This is a genomic window from Microbacterium sp. CR_7, from assembly GCF_041954755.1.
Classification (GTDB): domain Bacteria; phylum Actinomycetota; class Actinomycetes; order Actinomycetales; family Microbacteriaceae; genus Microbacterium.
Genome location: NZ_JAVAYF010000005.1, coordinates 391,841 through 412,800 on the forward strand (window position 1 = coordinate 391,841; position 20,960 = coordinate 412,800).

Annotated in this window: 21 protein-coding genes; 12 read left to right on the forward strand and 9 right to left on the reverse strand. The window is 70.1% G+C overall.

All coding sequences use genetic code 11. From position 1 onward, the window contains the following. The first annotated feature begins 194 nt into the window (after positions 1–194). From RAC81_RS13705 to RAC81_RS13730, 6 genes are all read left to right on the forward strand, one after another. Positions 195–1,496: an extracellular solute-binding protein gene (locus tag RAC81_RS13705; RefSeq protein WP_375082878.1), complete on the forward strand. Its 1,302-nt coding sequence runs from the start codon at positions 195–197 to the stop codon at positions 1,494–1,496. Between the two features lie 70 nt (positions 1,497–1,566). Beyond that, a complete protein-coding gene (locus RAC81_RS13710; protein WP_375082879.1) occupies positions 1,567–2,478 on the forward strand; it encodes a carbohydrate ABC transporter permease in 912 nt (303 codons plus the stop codon). After that, positions 2,475–3,365 (forward strand): carbohydrate ABC transporter permease, encoded by an 891-nt coding sequence (locus tag RAC81_RS13715; RefSeq protein WP_375082880.1) that lies wholly within the window; start codon positions 2,475–2,477, stop codon positions 3,363–3,365. Before RAC81_RS13710 ends, RAC81_RS13715 begins: the two co-directional genes overlap by 4 nt. A gap of 26 nt (positions 3,366–3,391) precedes the next feature. Next, positions 3,392–4,096, forward strand: a complete 705-nt coding sequence (locus RAC81_RS13720; protein WP_375082881.1) for a GntR family transcriptional regulator — start codon at positions 3,392–3,394, stop codon at positions 4,094–4,096. Continuing rightward, entirely contained in the window at positions 4,093–4,797 is a 705-nt protein-coding gene (locus RAC81_RS13725) for an N-acetylmannosamine-6-phosphate 2-epimerase (protein ID WP_375082882.1), read from the forward strand. The genes RAC81_RS13720 and RAC81_RS13725 overlap by 4 nt, the downstream gene beginning before the upstream one ends. Beyond that, complete coding sequence (locus RAC81_RS13730) at positions 4,794–5,732, forward strand: N-acetylglucosamine kinase (RefSeq protein WP_375082883.1); 939 nt, start codon at positions 4,794–4,796, stop codon at positions 5,730–5,732. Before RAC81_RS13725 ends, RAC81_RS13730 begins: the two co-directional genes overlap by 4 nt. 79 nt (positions 5,733–5,811) lie before the next feature. Here RAC81_RS13730 and RAC81_RS13735 read toward each other — a convergent pair whose 3' ends face one another. Continuing rightward, the gene (locus tag RAC81_RS13735) at positions 5,812–6,066 is read right to left on the reverse strand and encodes a hypothetical protein (RefSeq protein WP_375082884.1); all 255 of its coding nucleotides are present in this window, start codon (positions 6,064–6,066) and stop codon (positions 5,812–5,814) included. Continuing rightward, positions 6,063–6,296: a hypothetical protein gene (locus RAC81_RS13740; protein ID WP_375082885.1), complete on the reverse strand. Its 234-nt coding sequence runs from the start codon at positions 6,294–6,296 to the stop codon at positions 6,063–6,065. The genes RAC81_RS13735 and RAC81_RS13740 overlap by 4 nt, the downstream gene beginning before the upstream one ends. Positions 6,297–6,370: 74 nt before the next feature. Between RAC81_RS13740 and RAC81_RS13745 the strand changes: the two genes are divergently transcribed. Next, positions 6,371–7,876 carry a glutamate-cysteine ligase family protein gene (locus RAC81_RS13745; RefSeq protein WP_375082886.1) on the forward strand — a complete coding sequence of 502 codons (1,506 nt, stop codon included), beginning with the start codon at positions 6,371–6,373 and terminating at the stop codon, positions 7,874–7,876. A gap of 14 nt (positions 7,877–7,890) precedes the next feature. Here the strand turns inward: RAC81_RS13745 and RAC81_RS13750 are convergent, their stop codons facing one another. Next, complete coding sequence (locus tag RAC81_RS13750; protein WP_375082887.1) at positions 7,891–9,600, reverse strand: amidase; 1,710 nt, start codon at positions 9,598–9,600, stop codon at positions 7,891–7,893. A 46-nt stretch (positions 9,601–9,646) separates the two neighbouring features. Continuing rightward, the gene (locus tag RAC81_RS13755) at positions 9,647–10,684 is read right to left on the reverse strand and encodes an agmatine/peptidylarginine deiminase (RefSeq protein WP_375082888.1); all 1,038 of its coding nucleotides are present in this window, start codon (positions 10,682–10,684) and stop codon (positions 9,647–9,649) included. 78 nt (positions 10,685–10,762) lie between these two features. Between RAC81_RS13755 and RAC81_RS13760 the strand changes: the two genes are divergently transcribed. Next, positions 10,763–11,410, forward strand: a complete 648-nt coding sequence (locus RAC81_RS13760) for a TetR/AcrR family transcriptional regulator (RefSeq protein WP_375082889.1) — start codon at positions 10,763–10,765, stop codon at positions 11,408–11,410. A gap of 11 nt (positions 11,411–11,421) precedes the next feature. Continuing rightward, positions 11,422–12,795, forward strand: a complete 1,374-nt coding sequence (locus tag RAC81_RS13765; protein WP_375082890.1) for a pyridoxal phosphate-dependent decarboxylase family protein — start codon at positions 11,422–11,424, stop codon at positions 12,793–12,795. 132 nt (positions 12,796–12,927) lie between these two features. On the opposite strand, the gene RAC81_RS13770 is transcribed toward RAC81_RS13765, so the two are convergent. Both RAC81_RS13770 and RAC81_RS13775 read right to left on the reverse strand, forming a co-directional pair. After that, positions 12,928–13,998 (reverse strand): alpha/beta hydrolase, encoded by a 1,071-nt coding sequence (locus RAC81_RS13770; RefSeq protein ID WP_375082891.1) that lies wholly within the window; start codon positions 13,996–13,998, stop codon positions 12,928–12,930. 64 nt (positions 13,999–14,062) lie between these two features. After that, positions 14,063–14,596, reverse strand: coding sequence for a TetR/AcrR family transcriptional regulator (locus tag RAC81_RS13775; RefSeq protein WP_375082892.1), 534 nt, complete (start codon positions 14,594–14,596; stop codon positions 14,063–14,065). Between the two features lie 121 nt (positions 14,597–14,717). Between RAC81_RS13775 and RAC81_RS13780 the strand changes: the two genes are divergently transcribed. Continuing rightward, on the forward strand, positions 14,718–15,428 hold the full coding sequence (locus RAC81_RS13780) for an MBL fold metallo-hydrolase (RefSeq protein ID WP_375082893.1): 711 nt from the start codon (positions 14,718–14,720) through the stop codon (positions 15,426–15,428). A gap of 112 nt (positions 15,429–15,540) precedes the next feature. Here the strand turns inward: RAC81_RS13780 and RAC81_RS13785 are convergent, their stop codons facing one another. The 3 genes from RAC81_RS13785 to RAC81_RS13795 are packed head-to-tail and all read right to left on the reverse strand — an operon-like array spanning position 15,541 to position 18,880. Then, a complete protein-coding gene (locus RAC81_RS13785; protein WP_375082894.1) occupies positions 15,541–16,089 on the reverse strand; it encodes a cysteine hydrolase family protein in 549 nt (182 codons plus the stop codon). Next, positions 16,086–17,546, reverse strand: coding sequence for a purine-cytosine permease family protein (locus RAC81_RS13790; RefSeq protein ID WP_375082895.1), 1,461 nt, complete (start codon positions 17,544–17,546; stop codon positions 16,086–16,088). The genes RAC81_RS13785 and RAC81_RS13790 overlap by 4 nt, the downstream gene beginning before the upstream one ends. A 47-nt stretch (positions 17,547–17,593) precedes the next feature. Then, positions 17,594–18,880: a M18 family aminopeptidase gene (locus RAC81_RS13795; protein ID WP_375082896.1), complete on the reverse strand. Its 1,287-nt coding sequence runs from the start codon at positions 18,878–18,880 to the stop codon at positions 17,594–17,596. 283 nt (positions 18,881–19,163) lie between these two features. Here RAC81_RS13795 and RAC81_RS13800 point away from each other — a divergent pair, with 283 nt between their 5' ends. Next, the gene (locus RAC81_RS13800; protein ID WP_375082897.1) at positions 19,164–20,030 is read left to right on the forward strand and encodes an EamA family transporter; all 867 of its coding nucleotides are present in this window, start codon (positions 19,164–19,166) and stop codon (positions 20,028–20,030) included. Between the two features lie 33 nt (positions 20,031–20,063). Beyond that, positions 20,064–20,510 (forward strand): GNAT family N-acetyltransferase, encoded by a 447-nt coding sequence (locus RAC81_RS13805; protein ID WP_375082898.1) that lies wholly within the window; start codon positions 20,064–20,066, stop codon positions 20,508–20,510. Positions 20,511–20,960 lie beyond the last annotated feature (450 nt).

A 20,960-nucleotide genomic window follows, 5' to 3' on the forward strand; every position in this document is an offset into this window, starting at 1 on the left:
GAACATATCACTTTCGTAGCGAGCGTCACATACGTGAGATATGTGCGAGCCCTCCACAAACTGGACCGTACCAATTGTTTCGAACAGGTTACGTTTTCGCGATCCCGGCCGGAACGGTGTCATAGTCGTGCGAGAACTGGACCGTACCACTTGGAGGAAAGATGCGAAGGACGAGAACACTCACCCTGGGCGCCATGGTCCTGTCAGCAGCGCTGCTGGCAGGCTGCTCCACCGGCTCGAGCGGCTCCGGCGGCTCGGACGGATCGGGAGAGGGCACTGTGAAGCTGGTCGCCTGGCCCGGCCCGGAGGGCGACGCGATGGCCGAGGTCGTCGATGCCTACAACGCGGGCCAGGGGGAGGACGACGGCGTGAAGGTCGAGCTGACCCTGCTGTCGCGACAGGACACCTTCTCGAAGGAGACCGCGCTCATGGCGTCGAAGTCGTCTGACGTCGACATCTACTTCACGGCCTCGTACAACATCGGGCAGTTCGCTCCATCGCTCGACCCCCTCACGGATATCGACACCTCCCCGTACTTCCCCGTCGCGGCGGAAGGTCTCACCTACGAGGACGAGCTCTACGCGCTGCCGCTCGACGTGAGCAATCACTTCCTGCTCTACCGCAAGGACCTCATCGACGCCCTGCTCGCGGACCCCGCCGCCCAGGCCGACTACGAGAAGATCAGCGAGACCGTGCTGGGTGAGAAGCGCTCGCCGAAGGACCCGAACGAGTGGGACCTCGACGATTTCAAGGTCGCCGCCGCCTACTTCTCGCAGAGCACCAACCCGGCCTCGCCGACGACGTACGGCACGATCCTCCAGGCGAAGAACCTGCTCTACAACACCATGATCTGGAACGACGTGCTCTGGGGCTACGGCGGCAACTGGGAGGAGGACGGCAAGGCCGCCCTCACGAGCGACGCCGCCAAGAAGGCCGTGCAGCTGTACGCCGACATCTACGAGAACGAGTGGACGTCGCCCGACAGCGCTCAGGCCGAGTTCCCCGAGACGCAGGCCGCCCTGCAGTCCGGTGACACGGCGTTCGCGATCCAGTGGTCGGCCGCGTTCGCGCAGCTCAACGACCCCGAGCAGTCGCCCGACGTGGCGGGCAAGATCGCCATCGCGCCGGTCCCCGGCGGGCAGACGCACGTGCACGCACTCGCCGTCTCGCTGAACAAGTACAGCGAGAACAAGGATGCCGCGAAGAAGTTCCTGTCCTTCCTCGCGACTACCGACGCGATGACGCAGTACGCCGAGGCCGGCGGCATCCCCGCCATGCCCGACGTGCTCGAGGCGAAGGCCGACCTCAACCCCGCGTTCGCGCAGGTCTCCGACAGCATCTCCGAGTACGGATTCTCCGAGCCGGTGTTCCCGCAGACGTTCCAGGCGTACAGCAAGCTCGCCGAGGACCTCAGCGGGGCGTGGGTCGGCCAGGCCGACGTCGACGAGGCGCTCGAGACGGCCAACGCCAACCTGCAGGAACTGCTCGATCGCTGATGCCTCCGGGGCGGGCGCACGGCGCCCGCCCCGGACACCACGACACCTCGAGGAAGGTCGAAGTGACGCCATGAGCCACACCGTCGAACGCACCAGGACGATCAGCGCGGAGCGCCGCACGCGCACCGTCGCCGCGACCGTGCTCAGCCTGCCGCTGATCCTGTTCGCAGCGGTCTTCGTCATCTACCCTCTGGCCACCGGCGCGCTCACCGCATTCCAGAGCAGCACGCTGCTCGACCAGTCGAACGAGCTGAACGGCATCGACAACTTCATCTCGCTCTTCCGCAGCGACGGCTTCGCGAAGGCCGCCGGGTTCACCGTCGGGTTCTCCGCGATCGTGGTGGCGATCGAGATGGTGCTCGGCTTCGCACTCGCGCTGCTGATGAACCGCGCGTTCCCGGGCAAGAAGCTGTTCTTCACGATGCTGCTGCTGCCGATCATGATCGCGCCGGCGCTTCTCGGCGTCATGTTCCGACTGCTGCTGAACGGCGACATCGGCGCGCTGCCGACGCTGCTCGAGAACGTGGGGCTGAGCGTGTCGCTGTTCTCGCCCGACTCGGTCGTGCCGCTGCTCGTCGTCCTCGACGTGCTGCAGTGGACGCCGTTCACCTTCCTCATCATCTACGCCGGGCTGCAGTCGCTGCCGAAGGAGCTCCTCGAGGCTGCCGCGATGGACGGCGCCGGATACTTCCGCTCGCTCTTCTCGGTCGTCGTGCCCGTGTTGAAGCCGGTGCTCTTCGCGGCGTTCTTCCTCCGTGCGATCGACGCGATCCGCACTTTCGACGTGATCTACGTGCTCACCGCCGGCGGGCCGGGCACCACCACCACGACCCTCAGCATCTACATCTACAAGACGGCTTTCGAGGCGGGCGACTTCGGCAAGGCCGCGGCCGCCGCGCTCGTCGTGCTCGTCTGTCTGCTCCCGTTCGTGCCGTTCATCGTGCGACGCATCACCTCGACCGGAATGGAGGGGAAGCGATGACCACCGAGACGCTCGCCCGCCCCGCGAAGGACCGTGCACGCTCCGCAGCATCCGACCCCCGCCCCCTGAGGTCGGGTCGTCGCTGGCTCTTCACCGTGCTCGCCGCGCTCGTCGCCCTGATCGTCAACGTGCCCCTGTTGAACGCGGCGCTGGTCAGCTTCAAGCCCGACGGCGAGATCGCGAAGAATCCGCTCGCGCTGCCCGCCTCGCCCACGCTCGACCACTACGCGAACGTGCTCTACGCCTCCGGCTACGACTTCCCGCGCTTCTTCCTGAACTCGGCGCTGATCGCGGTCGGCACGGTCGTGGTCGTGCTCGTGATCGCCATCCCCGCGACGTACGCGATCGTCCGCCTCGGTTTCGGCGGGCGCTGGATCATCAGCAGCGCCTCCGGCCTGCGTCTGCTCCCGGCGATCTTCTTCATCGTGCCGTTCTTCCTGCTGTTCTCGTCGCTGGGGCTGCAGGACACCATCCAGGGGCTCATCGCCGCGAACGCGTTCCTGAACCTGCCGCTCGCGATCATCCTGCTCTCCTCCGCGGTCGGCGACATCCCGCAGGAGATCGAGGAGGCCGCCGCGGTCGACGGCGCCAGCATCTACCGCACGCTCGGATCGGTCGTCATGCCGCTGCTCGCGCCGACCGTCGTCGCCGTATCGGTGCTCGTCTTCATCTTCAGCTGGAACGACTACCTGTTCGCGCTCGTGCTGTCGACGTCGAACGCCACGCCGGTGACGCTGGGGGCGGCGAACTTCATCACCAGCACCGGCATCCGCTGGGGCGACATCTCGGCGGCATCCGTGCTGTCGACGCTGCCGCCGCTGCTCTTCGCGGTGTTCGCCCAGCGATACCTTGTCAGTGGGCTGTCGTCGGGCGCGGTCAAGGGATGAACCGGGCAGTTCAGGAGGGACGGACGATGCCGCACAAGTACGAAGAGGTCGCAGCCAGCATCCGCGAATCGATCGCGCAGTCGATGTCGCCGCACGACGCGCTCGCCTCCGAGCGCGAGCTCATGGCGATCCACGGCGTGAGCCGGATGACGGTGCGGAAGGCGATCGCGACCCTCGTCGACGAAGGGCGGGTCTACAACGTGCACGGTTCGGGAACGTACGTCGGCTCCGCCGACATCTTCTCGAAGACGCCGAAGCTCACGTCGTTCACGGAGGACATGATCAGCCGCGGCTCGGTGCCTTCCTCGCGTGTTCTCGAGCTCACCAGGGTGGACGCGCCTGACGCCGTCTCCGCAGCCCTCGGCCTGCCGGCCGGTGACGAGGTCACGCACATCCGCCGTCTGCGTCTCGCCGACGACGTGCCGATCGCGATCGAGGACGTGTACGTGCCCGTCTCCGTGCTCGCGATCGAGTCGCTGAACCTCGGCGCATCGCTGTACGAGCAGCTCCGTGGAGCCGGTCACGACGTCTTCCGCGCCGAGCAGGAGATCAAGGCGATCACGCTCACGGCCCAGGAGAGCGAGCTGCTCGAGGTGCCGCCGGGCGAGGCGGCGCTCGCCGTGACCCGCGTGAGCTCGTCGCGGCGCGGCCAGCTCATCGAGTTCGCCCGAACGATCTACCGCAGCGACCGCTACACGTTCCAGCTCGCCGTCACGAGGGACGACAAATGACCTCGCCGCACACCGACATCGCTCTGCCCGCCCGCTTCCGCGCACTGCGCGGCGGGCTCGTCGTCTCGTGCCAGGCGTATCCGGGGGAGCCGCTGCGGCACCCGGAGTCGATGGCGCGCATCGCGCAGTCGGCCGTGACCGGCGGCGCAGTTGGCATCCGCTCCCAGGGTCTCGATGACATCCGTGCGATCGCGAAGGTCGTCGACGTGCCGCAGATCGGACTGTGGAAGGTGGGCGCCGAGGGCGTCTTCATCACGCCGACCCTCGACCATGCTTTGGCCGTGGCGGAGGCCGGTGCGGACATCGTCGCGATCGACGGGACGCGGCGTGCACGCCCGGACGGACTGACGCTGGAGGAGACGATCCGGCGGTTCCACGACGAGACCGGGCTCTTGGTCATGGCCGACACGGGGAGCGTCGACGACGCCCTCGCGGCGGAGGACGCCGGCGCCGACATCGTCGGAACGACGCTGTCGGGGTACACGGGCGAGCGTCCGGTCTCCGACGGGCCCGATCTCGAGCTGGTCGAGATCCTCGCCACGCGGCTCACCGTGCCCGTGCTCGCGGAGGGGCGGATCAGGACGCCGGCGGAAGCCAAGGCCGCCCTGGATGCGGGGGCCTACTCGGTCGTCGTCGGCACCGCCATCACGCACCCTGCGACGATCACCTCGTGGTTCGTCGACGCCCTCGTCGAGGGGTGAGCGAGGTGGTCGGGCTCGCGATCGACATCGGACAGACTCAGGCGCGCGTCCGCGTTCTCGGAGCGGGGCCTCGCGCGAGTGAGCGTGAGCACGAGGTGTCGGGTTTCGCCTACGGCGGTGATGTGCTCGCCGTGATCCCCTCGATCGTCGATGACGTGGCGCGCGTGCGGGGCCTCGACCGGATCGATGCCGTGGCCGTCGGGAGCACCGGCCTCTACGGCCGAGTGCCGGCGATCGACGGAATGGCCGAGCGGCTGCACCGCGACCACGGCGTGCGACGGACGATCGTCGCGGACGACGCGGTCACCGCGTACCTCGGTGCGCGGGGGGATGCGCACGGGGTCGTCGTCGCAGCGGGCACCGGCATGGTCGGCCTCGGGCTCGGGCCCCGTGGGGCTGCGCGGGTCGACGGGGTCGGCGGCATGATCGGCGACGAGGGCGCGGGATGGTGGATCGGGCGCCGCGGCCTCATCGCCGCGATCAGCGCGTCGGACGGACGATCGGATGCGTCCCCCGCGCTGCTCGCGCGGCTCGAGCGGCGCTTCGGTCGTGTCGCGGAGTTCCCCGCGGCGCTCGCCGCGGAAGAGAATCCGGTCGCCGTGGTCGCGTCGTTCGCGAAGGAGGTCGCCGAGGTCGCCCGAGAGGGCGACGCCGTCGCCCGGCGGATCTGGCGGGAAGCCGGTGGACACATCGCGGGCGTCGTCGTCGCGGCGGCGCTGCGGTCGGGTCTGGAGCGCGATGTGCCGTGGGTGCTGCTCGGCCGCCTCGGCGCCGCGGACGACCTGCTGCGGCCGGGGTGGGAGCCGGTACTGCACGCGGCCGTGCCGGGAGTGGCTCGGGTGGCGCCGGGCGGGATGCCGCTCGACGGCGTCACGCGGCTGCTCGATGTCGATCCGGCGCGGTTCGGCGCGATGGTCCGTGCGGTGGAGCTGTAGGGGCGGAACCGCGTTCGTCTCGCTTCGCTCGCTCGACGACCCGGGCCCGGCGGGTCGTCTGCGGTGACGGTAGCTGGACTCATCGCAGGTCGCCGTGTGGCGCTCGTCCGATGGCTGCGGGAGCCGTGACGGAGGTCTCGCGAAGGACGGAGAACGGATCATCCGCCGCGGACGATTCCTCTTCGGGACGCTCTCGATCCGGTCTCCTCGTCTCGACGATCGCGAGGATCACGGCCACCGCGATCCAGACCACGATCGACGCGGTCAGGAGGAGCAGGATGAGCACGAGCAGCCAGAACGCGATGTACAGCGGAAGGGAGAAAAGCGCGATCACCTGGGTGCCCCCGTCTCGTCGAGCGCCCGTCGATCGCGCTCGTATCTGCGCTGGTAGGCGAGTTCCCGACGCCCCGGGCCTCCGCGGTGCTCGACGATCGCGTCGATCACGATGCGGATCATGACGTTGACGCCGATCGGGATGAGCAGGATGAACAGCAGGCTCGCCGGGACGATGCCCGCCCAGAACGGGAAGGCGAAGAGGGCGACCAGGAGGGAGCCGTTGTCCATGCGCTCAGGGTAGTCCGTGTCAAGGGGTCGTCCATTCTCGACGAGCACCCTTCCGGATCGATACCGTCGAACACATGGGCGACAGCATCGAGGCGCGGACTTTCACGCGCCAGGACCGCACGCAGTTCCGCGCGAAGACGGAGCGGGGTCTCGACGCACTGGCGTCCATGCTGGCGCACGGGCGGTTCGCCGCCGTGGACGCCCCCGACTCGCAACTCGGCATGGAGATCGAGCTGAATCTGGTCGATGAGCAGGGCGCGCCGGCTCGAAGCAATGCGGCCGTGCTCGATGCGATCGCCTCTCCGGCCTTTCAGACGGAACTCGCGCGCTTCAACGTGGAGATCAACGTGGCGCCGCGCCCCATCGGGGGCGACCATCTCCAGGAGCTCGAAGACGTCCTGCGCGGCGCGCTCGACGTCGCCGACGAGCGGGCGCGGTCGGCCGGCAGCGGCCTGGCGATGATCGGGATGCTCCCGACGCTCGACGAGACGCACTTCACGGAGCGCTGGTTCTCGGCGGATCCCCGCTACAGCCTGCTCGGACAGCAGATCCTCGCGGCGCGGGGCGAGGACATCGAGCTGCAGATCGACGGGGTCGCCCTCAGCGACGACCGACCCGGCGATCAGCTCGCGATGGTCTGCGACACGATCCTGCCCGAGGCCGCCTGCACCTCCGTGCAGCTGCACCTGCAGGTCGCTCCCGAGTCGTTCGCCTCGTACTGGAACGCAGCGCAGGCGATCGCCGGCGTGCAGGTGGCGCTCGCGGCGAACTCCCCGTTCTTCGCGGGGAAGGCGCTGTGGCACGAGACGCGGATCCCGATGTTCGAGCAGGCGACCGACACCCGCCCGCAGGAGCTCAAGAACCAGGGCGTGCGTCCGCGCGTGTGGTTCGGCGAGCGCTGGGTGACCTCGATCTTCGATCTCTTCGAGGAGAACTCGCGGTACTTCCCCGCCCTGCTGCCGGTGTGCTCGGACGAGGACCCCTTCGAGGTGCTCGACGAGGGGCGAGCGCCCGAGCTCTCCGAGCTGCGCATGCACAACGGCACGGTCTACCGCTGGAATCGACCGATCTACGATGTCGCCGACGGCGCCGCGCACCTGCGCCTCGAGAACCGGGTGCTGCCCGGCGGACCGACGGTCGTCGACGTGATGGCGGATGCCGCGTTCTACTACGGCCTCGTGCGGAGCACCGCTGAAGCCGATCGCCCCATCTGGACGCAGATGACCTTCGACGCCGCCGCCGAGAATCTGCAGGCCGCTGCTCGCGGAGGCATCGACTCGCGGTTGTACTGGCCGGAGGTCGGCTGGATCAGCCCGAGGGAGCTCGTTCTGCGACGACTGCTTCCGGCGGCGGCCGAGGGACTGGACGCTTTCGGCGTCGACCCCGGGGTGCGCGACCGGTACCTCGGGATCATCGAGCAGCGGTGCCTCACCGGCCGCAACGGCGCCGTGTGGCAGCGCGAGAGCGTGGCTGCTCGCGAGCGGTCGGGCGCGACGCGGTCCGACGCGCTGCACGGCATGCTCGCCGATTACCTCGAGCGTATGCAGGCCGGCGAGCCCGTGCACACCTGGACGCACTGACGCTCGCGGTAGGACTACAGAGCCGGGGTCCGCGGCGGGGGAGTGCGGCGGTCGCCCGGACGGCCGACCGCCTCGAAAGCCGTCGCGAGCCGCAGCAGCGCCGAGTCGTCGTAGGCGCGACCCGCGAAGGTCAGGCCGATCGGCATCCCGATGTCTTCCATGAGCCCCATGGGCACGGTGACCGTTGGAATCCCGAGGTGTCGCACCGTGAGGTTGCCGTTGGCGATCCACGTGCCGTTGCGCCAGCCGAGGTCGGCCGACGCCTCGTCCATGTCCATGTCTGCCGGGCCGACGTCGGCTACCGCGGGGAACACGACGGCGTCGAGCCGCAGGCCGTCCATCCATTCCTCGAGGTCGACGCGGCGGGTCTCCTCCAGTCCGCGCAGTCCGTCGGGCAGCTCCGGCATGTCGGCGATGCCCACGCCCGGGTTGTCGCGCACCCACTGCGGGTACTCGGCGATGTCGTCGTCGAAGCCCGTGTACCGGTCGGGCAGCGCGCCCTCCGGGTGCGGGAAGATCGTCGCTCCGTCGACGTCGGCGAGGGTCGACAGTTGCGGGTCGCCGTTCGCCCGCAGGAAGTCCTCCCAGCCCCAGGCGGACAGATCGACGATCTCGCGGCGCAGGTACTCGGGTGACACGAGTCCGCGGGTCGCGATGGTCGGAGCGCCCGGGCGATCGCCCTCGTAGTTCGACACGACGGGGAAGTCCACCTCGACGACGGTCGCTCCGGCGGCTTCCAGATCGCGCCGCGCGGCCTCCCACCGGGCGATGACCGTCGGGCGCGTCTCGATGCGCTGCCCCGTCGGACCGCCGATGCCGGGAGAGGCGGCCGTGCCGGCATCCGGATCCGCGTTGATGTACATGCGGGGGATGCCGATGCGGGTGCCGCGCAGAGCCTCGCCGCCGTCCGCGAGCGCCGGATACGACTCCGGCCGCACGTCCGATGGGGCGGGAAGCGCGACCCACGGCTGCGCGCGCCAGAAGTCGCCGCGGATCTCGGAATCGTCGGCGACGATCACGTCGAGGACCTCGAGCAGATCGGCCATCGTGCGGGTGTGCGGCACGACGACGTCCATCGTGGGCACGAGAGGCCAGTTGCCCCGGGTCGAGATCACCCCTCGCGAGGGGGTGTACGCGCACAGGGCGTTGTTCGTCGCAGGGCCTCGGCCGCTCGACCAGGTCTCCTCGCCGAGTCCGAAGGCCGCGAAGCTCGCGGCGGTGGCGGTCCCGGATCCGTTCGACGAACCGGATGCGAACGGCGCCGTGAGGAAGTCGGCGTTGTACGGGCTCTCCGCGCGGCCGTAGACGCCGCGCTGCATGCCGCCGTTCGCCATCGGCGGCATGTTCGTCAGACCGAGGCAGATCGCCCCGCCCGCGCGCAGTCGCTCGATCGTGAAGGCGTCGCGCTGCGCGACGAGCTCGGCGAAGGCCGGGCTGCCGGATGCCGCGGTGAGACCGCGCACGAGGTAGCTGTCCTTCGCGGTGTAGGGGATGCCGTCGAGCGGTCCGCGCGTCTCGCCCCGCGCGCGGCGGGCGTCGGACGCCTCGGCCTCGGCTCGGGCCTCGGGGTTGCGCACGACCACGGCGTTCAACGCGGTCGCGGTCTCGGGGCCGTCGTAAGCGTCGATGCGGGCGAGGTAGGCGTCGACGAGCTCGACTGCCGTGACGGCTCCGCTTTCGAGCGCGCGGCGGAGATCGGCGATGGTGGCTTCGTGGACGTTCACGAGGTGACTCCTTGCGGGGTGGGGCGTTTCGTCTCGTTGCGCTCGCTCAACGACCGGTGAGGCGGGGCTGCTGCTGCGTGATGCAGTGGATGCCGCCGCCGCGGTCGAACAGCGGGCGGGCGTCGACGGTCACGACCCGGCGGCCGGGATAGGCGTCGGCGAGGATCTCGCGCGCCGCGGCATCCGCCCTCTCGTCGCCGAACCCGCACGCGACCACGCCGTCGTTCGTGACGAGGTGGTTGACGTAGCTCCAGTCGACGAATCCCTCGTCGTCGCGCAGCGTGCTCGGCGCGGGGAGGTCGATGATCTCGAAGCGGCGGCCAGCGGCATCCGTCTGTCCAGCGAGGTGCGAGCGCAGCTCGCGGGACACCCCGTGGTCGGGGTGGTCGGGGTCGCGCTGGTCGTGCAGCAGCAGGCGACCGGGGGAGACGATCGTCGCCACGATGTCGACGTGTCCGTTCGTGCCGAAGTCGTCGTAGTCGCGGGTGAGCCCGCGCGGCAGCCAGACGGCCTTCGTGGCGCCGATCGTGCGGCCCATCTCGGCCTCCACCCGCTGTCTGTCGGCATACGGGTTGCGGCGGGGGTCGAGCTGCACGGTGTCGGTGAGCAGCACCGTGCCCTCGCCGTCGACGTGGATGCCGCCACCCTCGTTCACGAGCGTCGAGCTGACGAGCTCGGCGCCGACGGCTCCGGCGATGACGCGGGCGTGTTCGGCGGCCTTGCGCCACTGCGCCCACTCCGGGGCGCCCCAGCCGTTGAAGATCCAGTCGACGGCGCCGAGGACGTGCGGTCGCTCGTCGTCGACGACGAACGTGGGGCCGGAGTCGCGCATCCAGAACTCGTCGACCGGAGCCTCGACGATGTCGATGTCGCGGCTCAGCATGCGCCGGGCTCTGGCGACCTCGGCGGGGTCGACGAGCATCGTGACGGGCTCGAACTCGGCGACCGCGTGCGCGACGGCCGTCCAGGTGGCGTAGCCCTTTTCGCGCTCGGCGGCGGTGTCGCCCAGGGTCGGCCCCTCGGCGGGGAACGCCATCCAGGTGCGCTCGTGGGGTGCGGTCTCGGCGGGCATGCGCCAGGCCATGGGTCGTCTCCTCACCGCGATCGCCCCGCGCCCTCGCGCTATTGAACATGCGATCAACAGGTGCTACGGTAACCCGTGATGAAGACCACGTCAAGAGCCGCGATGCCGCGCCGACTCCCGCCCGAGGAGCGCGAGAGGTCGATCGTCGACGCGGCCGTCGCGCTCGCCGCGGAGAACGGTCTGGAGGCTCTCACGATCCGCGCGATCGCGGCGAGAGCCGGGGTGACGCCCGCCCTGGTCGCGCACTACCGCCCGGTCATGGACACCTTCGTGGCCGAGGTCTTCGGCGCGATCGTCGCGGCCGAGCGCGAGGAGGTCATCGTGTCGTACGACCCCGACGCCGACCTGCGGGCGAACCTCCTGCACCTCATCGAGACGCTGCTCGACGAGCACCGCGACGACGTCGCGGTCGTGTGGGTGCAGTCGTGGGCGCTCGGCGCCCGCAACGAGGCGCTCGCCGCCCGGGTGCGCGCCGAGATGGACCTCTGGCAGAGCGCGCTGGAGGACCTCATCGCCCGTGCGATCGCCGACGACCCGCACACGTCGGTCGATCCGGCGTCGGCGGCGTGGATGCTGCTCGCCATGGTCGACGGCATGAGCGCGCACTCGCTCGTCAAATGGGCGCCCCGTGACCGGCCTGCGCTCGCGCGCCGCACCCTCGCGGCCGTCCTCGACATCCCCGCGGACGCGACGGCGCCCGACGCGCACACCTCGACAGACAGGTAGGAAGAACCCCCATGGGCGCAGAACGCATGCACGCGGCATCCGCGGAGTCGACGGCGATCGTCGATGCCGTGCTCGACTACTCCCGACGACGGATGCTGGCCGCCGACGTCCCGCTCGACAAGCCGCAGACGCCGGCCGAGCTGAACCGCCTCGTGGGCACGACCATCACCGACGCGGGTCTCGGCGCGCAGCGGGCGCTGAGCGTGTTCGAGCACATCCTGGCTCCGGCGTGCCTCACCACGAGCCACCCGTCGTACTTGTCGTTCATCCCGACGGCCCCGACCATGGCGGCGATCGCGTTCGACCTCGTGGTCTCGGCATCCGGACTCTACGGAGGCAGCTGGCTCGAGGGTGCAGGCGCCGTGCACGCCGAGAACGAGGTGCTGTCGTTCCTCGCCTCCGAGTTCGGTCTGCCCGCGGGCACCGGGGGAGTGTTCGTGCAGGGCGGCACGATCGGCAACCTCTCGGCGCTCGTCGCGGCGCGCGAGGCTGCTCGAGCCCGACTGGCAGAGCGGGGCGTCGAGCCGCCCGCACGCTGGAAGATCCTGTGCAGCGTCGAGGCGCACTCCTCGAACAAGTCCGCCGCGAAGGTCATGGACGCCGAGGTGCTGCTCGTGCCCGCGGGGCCGGACGGCGTGCTGCGAGCGGATGCCGTGCGCGAGGCGCTCCGTGAGCACGGCGACGAGATCTGCGCCGTCGTGGCCACGGCGGGGTCGACGAACTTCGGGATCGTCGACGACATCGCCGGTATCGCGGCACTCAAAGACGAGTTCGACTTCTGGCTGCACATCGACGGCGCCTACGGGCTCACCGCGATGCTCGCGCCCGAGGCGCGGTCGATCTTCGCGGGGGTGGAGCGCGCCGACTCGGTGATCGTCGACCCGCACAAGTGGCTCTTCGCGCCGTTCGACTGCTGTGCGCTGATCTATCGCGACCCCGAGACGGGGCGCCGCGCGCACACGCAGCACGCCGAGTACCTCGACACGCTGACGGATGCCGGCGACTACAGCCCCTCGGACTACTCCATCCAACTGACCCGGCGTCCGCGCGGCCTGCCGCTCTGGTTCTCGCTCGCGACGTACGGCGTCGAGGCGTATCGCGAGGCCGTCGGTGCGACGATCGCGCTGACGAAGCGCATCGCCGACGAGATCGCCGCGCGCCCCGAGCTCAGCCTCGTGCGCGATCCGCAGCTCTCGGTCGTCGTGTTCGAGCGCGAGGGGTGGGAGCGCGCCGACTACGACCGCTGGTCGGACGAACTGCTCGACTCGCAGCGCGCCTTCGTCGTGCCGAGCTCGCACCAGGGGCGGCCCAACACGCGGTTCGCGATCCTCAACCCGCTCACGACGTTCGACGACCTCGTCGGCATCCTCGACACGATGCGCTGACTCCCGTGCGCTGACTCCCGTGCGCTGACTCGTGATGCCGAGCCACCCCCTCGTGCTCGAGCGGCCCCCTTTCGACCTCTCGCAAGAGGGGTGGCTCGGTCGAAGAGGGGTGGCTCGACAGGGACGACGGCGTCAGCGGGTCGTATGCGCGGCGAGGAAGTCCAGGGTCTGCTGCAGCGCCGTCTGGGCGTCGGGCAGGTCGAGGTGGAACTGGTACTCGTGCGGCAGCGCCGGTTCGTGCGGCGCGGGCCAGAAGAGCGTCGTCACGTCGACGCCGAGCTCGTCGAGGCGCTTCGCCATCGGGATCGACTGGAGCCAGGTGAGGCCGTCGCCGTTCCCGCCCGAGATGTAGGTCGCGGGGAAGTCGGCCGTGACCCAGTCGATCGTCGACATGGTCGCGCCGGTCGCGTCCTCCGCCCAGGTCTTGGTGCCCGAATACGCCCACATCGCGGACTTGAGCCCCCACCCGGCGACGCCGTCGAGCTGAGCGAGCGCCGCGAGGTCGTAGACGCCGCAGTTCAGGACGGTCGCGACGACCTGGGAGGCCTGCAGCGACGGCTCGATGTCCATGATCTCGGCGTAGTCGGGGCTGGTGATGAGCGTGGCCATCTGGCTGGCCAGCTGTCCGCCGGCGGAGTCGCCCGCGAGCACGATCTGGGCTGTGTCGACGCCGAGCTCGTCTGCGTGCTCGTCGATGTACGCAAGCGCCTCGTTGAGCTGGTTCACCGCGAGCGGGTACACCCCTTCCGGCCCGATCGTGTAGTTCACTCCGATCGTCGTGTACCCCTCAGCGGCGAGGATACGCAGGTACGGGTCGACGTTCTCCTTCTCGCCCGAGATCCACGCGCCGCCGTGGATCCACACGACGGTGGGGAGGGGCCCGGTGGCGGATGCCGGGGCGAAGACATCCATCGTGGTGTCGGCGCCCGCGTCTCCGTACGACACGTCGAGCGTCTCGGTGAGGTCGACGTCGGGCACGTGCCTATCCATCTCGGCGGCGGTCTCGGCGCCGCCCTTCTCGAACACCGCCCGGATGAGCATGGCCGAGGGCCACGGGCTGAGCGCACTGACGACGGCGACGATCACCACCACGGCGACGATGATCAGCAGCGCGATCTTCGTGCGGTGCCACGGGCGGCGTGCACGACGCTCGGGCGTGGTCTCGATCGGTGCACTCTCGTCGGCGGGCGCGCTCATCGTCATGGGGATCCCCTCTCCGCGCATCAGTGTGGCAGCATTCCGGTCGCCGCCGCATCTGCCGGGGCTGTCAGGCGGGGCGCCCCCGGAGTCCGCGCACGATCCCCCTCAGTCCATACTCGAACGCCTGGTCGACATCGCCGCCGAGGCGGAACGCCCCGGTGAGCTCCATCTGCAGGAAGCCGGTCGCCCAGGCCGTGAAGAGGCGTGCGGCGTCGAGTGCGTGCTCGGCTCCCACCAGGGACTCGCAGGCGCGGAGCACAGGAGCAGACGCGCGGTGCAGGGCGTCCTCCGGAGCGACCGGGGTGAACAGCAGGCGGAACGCCTCCGGTCGGTCGTGGGCGAACCGGCGGTACACGGCCGCCAGCGCGGTCAGGTCGTCGTGGCTCGACGCGAGCCTGGCCGCGAGATCGTCAGCCGCCTCCGCCGCGACCGCCCGCAGCAGGGCCTCCCGGTCACGCACGCGCTTGTAGAGGGAGGGGGCGCGTACGCCGACGCGAGCGGCGACGGCCTGCATGGTCACGCCGACGGGGCCGCTCTCCTCGAGCAGGGCGCAGCCCGCCTGCACGACGGCCTCGGTGGTGGTGCGCTCGGGGGTCGGCATCCGGTTCTCCCGTCGTTCGGAGCCATGGCTATTGACAGTAGCTATGATAGCTACGTAATGTAGCCATCGCAAACCGAAGGGCCATCGCAACCGAAAGGCCTTCGCGACTGAAGGGGCCGCCATGAAGCTCGCACCGCACCTGCACCGCCTGGGCAACGACATCGTCGCCTCGTATCTGATCGACCTGCCCGAGGGCATCACGCTCGTCGACGCCGGGATGCCGGGGCACTGGCGCGACCTGCAGCACGAGCTCGCGGAGATCGGCCGACCTCTGGCCGACGTCCGCGGCGTCGTGCTGACCCACGGCGACAGCGACCACATCGGGTTCGCCGAGCGGCTGCGCCGCGAAGCGGGGGTGCCGGTCTACATCCATTCCGCCGACGCCCGCCGGGCCCGCACGGGCGAGAAGCCCAAGACCGCTATGGGGCCGTCGCGCCTCGGTCCGATGCTCGGCTTCCTCGGTTACGGCATCCGCCAGCGCGCGCTGCGCACGCCGCACGTGACCGAGGTGGTGGAGGTCGCCGACGGCGACGTGCTGGAGCTCCCAGGAGCGCCCGTGATCATCGGGATGCCGGGGCACTCGCCCGGCAGCGTCGCGATCCACGTGCCGGCGGTCGACGCGGTGTTCGTCGGCGACGCCTTGACGACGCGTCACGTGCTCACCGGCCGCGAAGGCGCGCAGCCGGCGCCGTTCACCGATGAGCCGGAGCGCGCGCTGGCGTCGCTCGACCGACTCGCCGCCGTTCCGGCATCCTGGGTCCTTCCCGGCCACGGCGCCCCCTGGCGCGGCACGCCAGCCGACCTCGCGGAGGCTGTGCGCGCGGCCGCCTGATGCCGGTTGAGACGTCCCGATCTGCTGACGACGACCCGATCTGCGGACGAATCCGGCGGATCGGCCGGCGGATCGTGCCTGGGTCAGCAGATCGGGACAAGGGACGCCCGGCTCAGCGCGCGGCGAGCACCGTCGCCGTGTCGCGGACCCTCAGCTGCGGCGGATACAGGCTCATGACGTGCAGGGCGGCGGCGTGGTTCTCGGCCGTCGACCCCGCGCAGGCGTCGGCGGCGATCGTCACGTGCGCCCCGGCATCCGCCGCCGCGAGGGCCGTCGAGAGGACGCAGCAGTCCGTCGACACCCCGGCCAGCACCACGTGTGCCCCGCGACCGACGATCGCCTCGAGCTGCGCGCCCCACTTGCCGAACGCGGGCAGGTCGACGGTCGGATGCGGCGAGAGGTCCCGCGCCTCGGGAACGAGGTCGAACAGCGGGTCGCTCGGCGGTCGGTCCGCGAACGGCCACTCGGCGAAGTAGTCGCCCCAGGCCGTGTCGCGGTCGCCGGTCGGCATCCATCGGGTGACGATCACGTTCTCGCCGAACGACGCGGCGAGCTCGCGGATGCGCACGATCGCGTCGCCGAAGAACGGCGACCCCCAGGCCGAGTCGGGGGAGGCGAAGATCGTCTGCGGGTCGATCACGACGAGCCAGGACGCGCTCACGCCGTCTGCTCCTGGCGGCGGATCGTTCCGGCCCGCGCGAACCAGGTGACCGCGAACGACAGCACGAGCGCGAAGAACACGCCCAGGTTCGCGTACGCCCAGTCGCCGTCTCGGCCGCCGATGAGGAACAGCAGGTAGCCCTGCCAGTTGTTCCACGGCGCGGCATCCGCGAACGAGTTCACGACGAAGCCCCAGCCGATCAGGCTCGCGACGATCATGGTGCCGATCGACGTCCAGTCCCAGGCGCCGTAGCGTCCGCGGCTGTCGAACAGCGCCTCCTCGTCGTAGTCCTTCCGGCGCCGCAGGATGTCGGCGATGAGGATGCCGGCCCACGAGGCGAGCGGCACGCCCAGAGTGATGAGGAAGCTCTGGAACGGGCCGAGGAAGTCGGTCGCGACGAACACGACGTAGATCGTGCCGAGCGTGAGGATGACGCCGTCGATCGCGGCCGCCGAGGGGCGGGGGATGCGGATGCCGAGGCTCAGCAGCGTCAGACCGGACGAGTAGATGCCTAGCACAGCGCCGGAGACGAGGGCCAGGACGGCCGTGAGCAGGAACGGCACGAGCACCCACACGGGGAGGATCGTGGCGAGGGCGCCGATCGGGTCGCCCGCGATCGCGTTCAGCAGGTCGTCGTCCGAACCGCCGAGCAGCAGACCGAACACGACGAGGATGACGGGGGCGACCGATCCGCCGATCGTGTTCCACGCGACGATGGCGCCGTCGGAGGCCGTGCGCTTCTGATACCGCGACCAGTCCGCGGCGATGTTGATCCAGCCGAGGCCGAACCCGGTCATCACCATCACGAGCGCGCCGATCACCTGGCCGATCCCGCCGTCCGGTCGTGCCAGCACCGCCGCGAGGTCGATCGTGGGCGCAGCGAGGATCACGTACAGCACCGTCACGACGCCGGTGATCCACGTGAGCACCGACTGCAGCCGCATGATCGTGTGATAGCCCAGGACGGATGCCGCGACGATGAGCGCCGCGACGATCACCGTCGCGACGATCTTCAGGGCGACGCTGTCGCCGTCGCCGCCGAGCTGCGAGATGACGGTGGCGGTGGCGAGCACCGCCATGATCGCGAGGAACGTCTCCCAGCCGATCGAGGTCAGCCACGACACGATGCCGGGGATCTTCTGCCCCTGCACGCCGAAGGCGGCGCGCGACAGCACCATGGTCGGCGCGGAGCCCCGCTTGCCGGCGATCGCGATGAGTCCGCACAGCAGGAACGACACGACGATGCCGATCACCGACACGAGCGTCGCCTGCCAGAACGAGATGCCGAAGCCGAGCACGAACGACCCGTACGACATACCGAACACCGACACGTTGGCCGCGAACCACGGCCAGAACAGGTCGCGCGGCTTGGCGGTGCGCTCGGACTCGGGGATGATCTCGATGCCCGCGCGCTCGATGAGGGCGCCGCGGGTCTCTGCCGGCTGGATCTGCGTCATCTGCTCATGATGGCACCGAGGTGGGCCGGCCGGGCAGAGCGTGACGATCAGCCGGCGAAGAACGCTCCCGCGACGCGCGTCAGGTCGTACAGGTCGGAGACCCCGGCGAGTTCGCGTGCCGAGTGCATCGACAGGATCGGGATGCCGACGTCGACAGTGCGGATGCCGAGGCGCGTGGCCGTGATGGGGCCGATCGTCGACCCGCAGGGCACGTTGTTGTTCGACACGAACTCCTGGGTCGTGACGTCGGCGGCGTCGCACCAGTCGCGCCAGGCGGCGGAGCCGACGGCATCCGTCGCATAGCGCTGATTCGCGTTGAGCTTGAGGATCGGCCCCGAGCCGAGAACCGGCTGCACCACGGGGTCGTGCTTCTGCGCATAGTTCGGATGGACGGAGTGGCCCACGTCACTCGACAGGCACCACGACGAGGCGAAGGCCTGACGGCGCTGCGAGGCGTCGGCGCCCAGGGCGTCGTACACGCGGCCGAGGATGTCTTCGAGGAACGGGCCGGCCGCGCCGGAGCGCGAGCTCGAGCCCAGCTCTTCGTGGTCGAAGGCGGCGAGCACGGCGATGGGTCCGGAGTCGGCGACACCCGACTGCGCGAGCGCGACGACGCCGGCGTGCACGGACGCGAGGTCGTCGAGGCGGCCCGAGGCGAAGAACGCGTCGTCCCTGCCGAACACCGCGCCGCGCGCCGCATCGGCGATCACGACGTCGTAGCCGCGGATGTCGGATGCCGAGACGCCGGCGGATCCGGCGAGCTCGGCGAGGATGTCGGCCTCGGCGACGTCGCCCAGGCCCCATACCGGCTGCGTCTCGGCCTGCTTGTCGAGCGCGAGGCCGTTGTTGTTGACGCCGCGGTCGAGGTGCACCGCGAGCTGGGGAAGGCGCAGCAGCGCGCCGGTGTCGGCCAGCACGACGCGTCCGTCGGCGAGCGCGAGGCGTCCGGCGAGGGTGAGCTCCCTGTCGAGCCAGGAATTGAGCAGCGGGCCGCCGTAGACCTCGACGGCGGCCTGCAGCCAACCGCGCCCGCCGGTCGTCGGCTGCGGCTTGAGCTTGAAGCCGGGGGAGTCGGTGTGCGCGCCGAAGACATGGGTCGGGGTGGTCGCCGTGGCGTCCTCCGGCACCGTCCACCCGATCGTCGCGCCGTCGCGGACGACGACGTACCGCCCGCCGGGGCGCACCTGCCACGCCTGCGCCTCGTGCAGGCGCTCGAACCCGGCTGCTTCCAGGCGACGGGCCGTCTCGGCGGCGGCGTGGTAACTCGACGGAGACGCGGCGACGAAGTCGGCGAGGTCGTCGGCGTGGGCGAGGGCGTCGGGGGTGACGGGCATGGTCGACCTTCCTGATGGCGTCCTTCGATCGTAATCGGAGGGGTCGGACACCGAGGTTCCGCCGCCACTTCGGCATCCCGTTCACCTGCCGGCCACGTTCGCGGGGTACGGTGGTCTCGATAGCGCCTAGGGTTCCGGGGCGCGGCGGAGATCTCCGGATCGACGTCGCCCCGACTGGTCCGAGCGGCGCCACGGCAGCCCTCCGCAGGGCAGCCGTCATCTGACAGGACAAAAGCCCGGAGGACCCTGTTCGTCGCGCCCGCGGCGGATGGAAGGGTCTCCCGTGTCGACACTCGCCTTCGTCCTCGTCATCGCCGCAGCGGTCTCGCACGCCGCGTGGAACGTCATCGCACACGGCGTCAGTCGCGCGGGGACGCCGTTCCTGTGGTGGGGCGCCGTCGGCAGCACAGTCGTGTGGGCCGGCGCGATCCCGTTCACCGGCGGCATCGGCACCGACGACCTCGTCGCGTTCGCCCTCGGGGTCGGCGTATCCGGCGTGCTGCACGTCGTCTACATGGCGGTGCTGCAGCGCGGCTACCGCGAGGGCAACCTCTCGACCGTCTACGCGACCGCGCGGGGCACAGGACCCTTCCTGTCGGTGATCGTCGCGGTGCTCCTGCTCGGCGAGCGGCCGTCGCTCGTCGCACTCGTGGGCGTCGCCGCGATCATCGTGGGAGTCGTCGCGATCGGGCTCGTCGACCGCGGTAGCGCGACCCGGCGCGGGCGCGGGATCGACCTCGGACTCGTGTTCGGACTCCTCACCGGGGTCGCCATCGCCGCATACACGATCTGGGACGCGAACGCCGTCCGCACCTGGAACCTGTCGCCGGTCGCGTTCATGGTCGGGACGACGCTGCTCGAGATCCCCTTCTACTCGCTCGGCGTGCGTCGCCGCTGGGGTGCTGTGCGGATGCTGTGGCGCACCCAGTGGCGCAGGATCGTCGCGTTCAGCATCCTCTCCCCGCTGTCGTACATCCTCGTGCTCACCGCGATCCAGATCGCGCCGGTCGCGCTCGTCGCGCCGCTGCGCGAGGTGAGTGTGGTGCTGGTGAGCCTCTTCGGCGTCTTCGTGCTCAAGGAGAGTCGGCCGGGGTGGCGTATCGCCGCGTCCGTCGTCGTCGCCGCGGGGATCGTGATGCTCGCGCTGTGACCGGCTGCGCGTCGTCGCTGGTTGGATGGAAGCATGCTGTGGGAGTTCCGGGCCGCTCGACCGACGGATGCCGAGTGGATGGCCGAGCTGCGTGCCGTCGTGATGCGCCCCGACCTGGAACGGCTGGGGCGCTACGACCCGGTGCGAGTGCGGACCCGCTTCCTCGACGCGTACGCGCCGGAGCTCACGCGCGTGATCGTCGTGGACGGCGCGGATGCCGGGCTCGTCGCCGTCAGGCCGGAGGGCGACGAGACCTGGATCGAGCACTTCTACCTGGATCCTTCGCTGCAGGGGCGGGGCATCGGAGGCGCCGTGTTGGCGACGCTGCTCGCGGAGGGGCCGGTCGCCGGGCCGTTCCGGCTGAACGTGCTGCAGGGGAGTCCTGCGAGGCGGCTCTATGAACGGCACGGCTTCGTGGAGGATGCCGCGGACGAGATCGACGTCTTTATGACCCTGCCCGGATCCGCTGTCGGTCGTTGAGGCAGCGGACTTCGTCCGCGGGTGGTTGAGCGAGCGGAGCGAGGCGAAACGTGGTGGGGTTCCGGTCGGGTGGTCTCTCGCGGGTCGTTGAGCGAGCGGAGTGAGACGAAACGTGGTGAGCTTCCGGTCGGGTGTTCTCTCACGGGTCGTTGAGCGAGCGGAGCGAGACGGAACGTGGTGAGGTTTCCGTCGGGTGGTCTGTGACGGTTTCTGGCCCTGTCCGGTATCGTTCCGGTGTTCTGGAATACCCTTCTGACCTGGCCCGTTTCTGGTGGTTTCAGCCGTGTGAATGTCGGAGGTCGCGGGTTGGATGAGGGTATGACCCACCCCGCCGACATGCTCATCCAGGTCGCGTGCGATCTGGATGCGGTGCTGTCCGACAACACCCTCGCGGGTCTGTCCGACGCGGACCGGGTGCGGGTGTTGCAGGCGGCGGGTGCGGTTGCGCGG

Excerpts from the sequence above, each read along its gene's own strand:
- RAC81_RS13705 (WP_375082878.1), top strand. The coding sequence starts at position 195 with ATGGTCCTGTCAGCAGCGCTGCTGGCAGGCTGCTCCACCGGCTCGAGC.
- RAC81_RS13710 (WP_375082879.1), top strand. The coding sequence starts at position 1,567 with ATGAGCCACACCGTCGAACGCACCAGGACGATCAGCGCGGAGCGCCGC.
- RAC81_RS13715 (WP_375082880.1), top strand. The coding sequence starts at position 2,475 with ATGACCACCGAGACGCTCGCCCGCCCCGCGAAGGACCGTGCACGCTCC.
- RAC81_RS13720 (WP_375082881.1), top strand. The coding sequence starts at position 3,392 with ATGCCGCACAAGTACGAAGAGGTCGCAGCCAGCATCCGCGAATCGATC.
- RAC81_RS13725 (WP_375082882.1), top strand. The coding sequence starts at position 4,093 with ATGACCTCGCCGCACACCGACATCGCTCTGCCCGCCCGCTTCCGCGCA.
- RAC81_RS13740 (WP_375082885.1), bottom strand. The coding sequence starts at position 6,296 with ATGGACAACGGCTCCCTCCTGGTCGCCCTCTTCGCCTTCCCGTTCTGG.
- RAC81_RS13745 (WP_375082886.1), top strand. The coding sequence starts at position 6,371 with ATGGGCGACAGCATCGAGGCGCGGACTTTCACGCGCCAGGACCGCACG.
- RAC81_RS13755 (WP_375082888.1), bottom strand. The coding sequence starts at position 10,684 with ATGGCCTGGCGCATGCCCGCCGAGACCGCACCCCACGAGCGCACCTGG.
- RAC81_RS13760 (WP_375082889.1), top strand. The coding sequence starts at position 10,763 with ATGAAGACCACGTCAAGAGCCGCGATGCCGCGCCGACTCCCGCCCGAG.
- RAC81_RS13765 (WP_375082890.1), top strand. The coding sequence starts at position 11,422 with ATGGGCGCAGAACGCATGCACGCGGCATCCGCGGAGTCGACGGCGATC.
- RAC81_RS13770 (WP_375082891.1), bottom strand. The coding sequence starts at position 13,998 with ATGACGATGAGCGCGCCCGCCGACGAGAGTGCACCGATCGAGACCACG.
- RAC81_RS13775 (WP_375082892.1), bottom strand. The coding sequence starts at position 14,596 with ATGCCGACCCCCGAGCGCACCACCACCGAGGCCGTCGTGCAGGCGGGC.
- RAC81_RS13780 (WP_375082893.1), top strand. The coding sequence starts at position 14,718 with ATGAAGCTCGCACCGCACCTGCACCGCCTGGGCAACGACATCGTCGCC.
- RAC81_RS13790 (WP_375082895.1), bottom strand. The coding sequence starts at position 17,546 with ATGACGCAGATCCAGCCGGCAGAGACCCGCGGCGCCCTCATCGAGCGC.
- RAC81_RS13795 (WP_375082896.1), bottom strand. The coding sequence starts at position 18,880 with ATGCCCGTCACCCCCGACGCCCTCGCCCACGCCGACGACCTCGCCGAC.
- RAC81_RS13805 (WP_375082898.1), top strand. The coding sequence starts at position 20,064 with ATGCTGTGGGAGTTCCGGGCCGCTCGACCGACGGATGCCGAGTGGATG.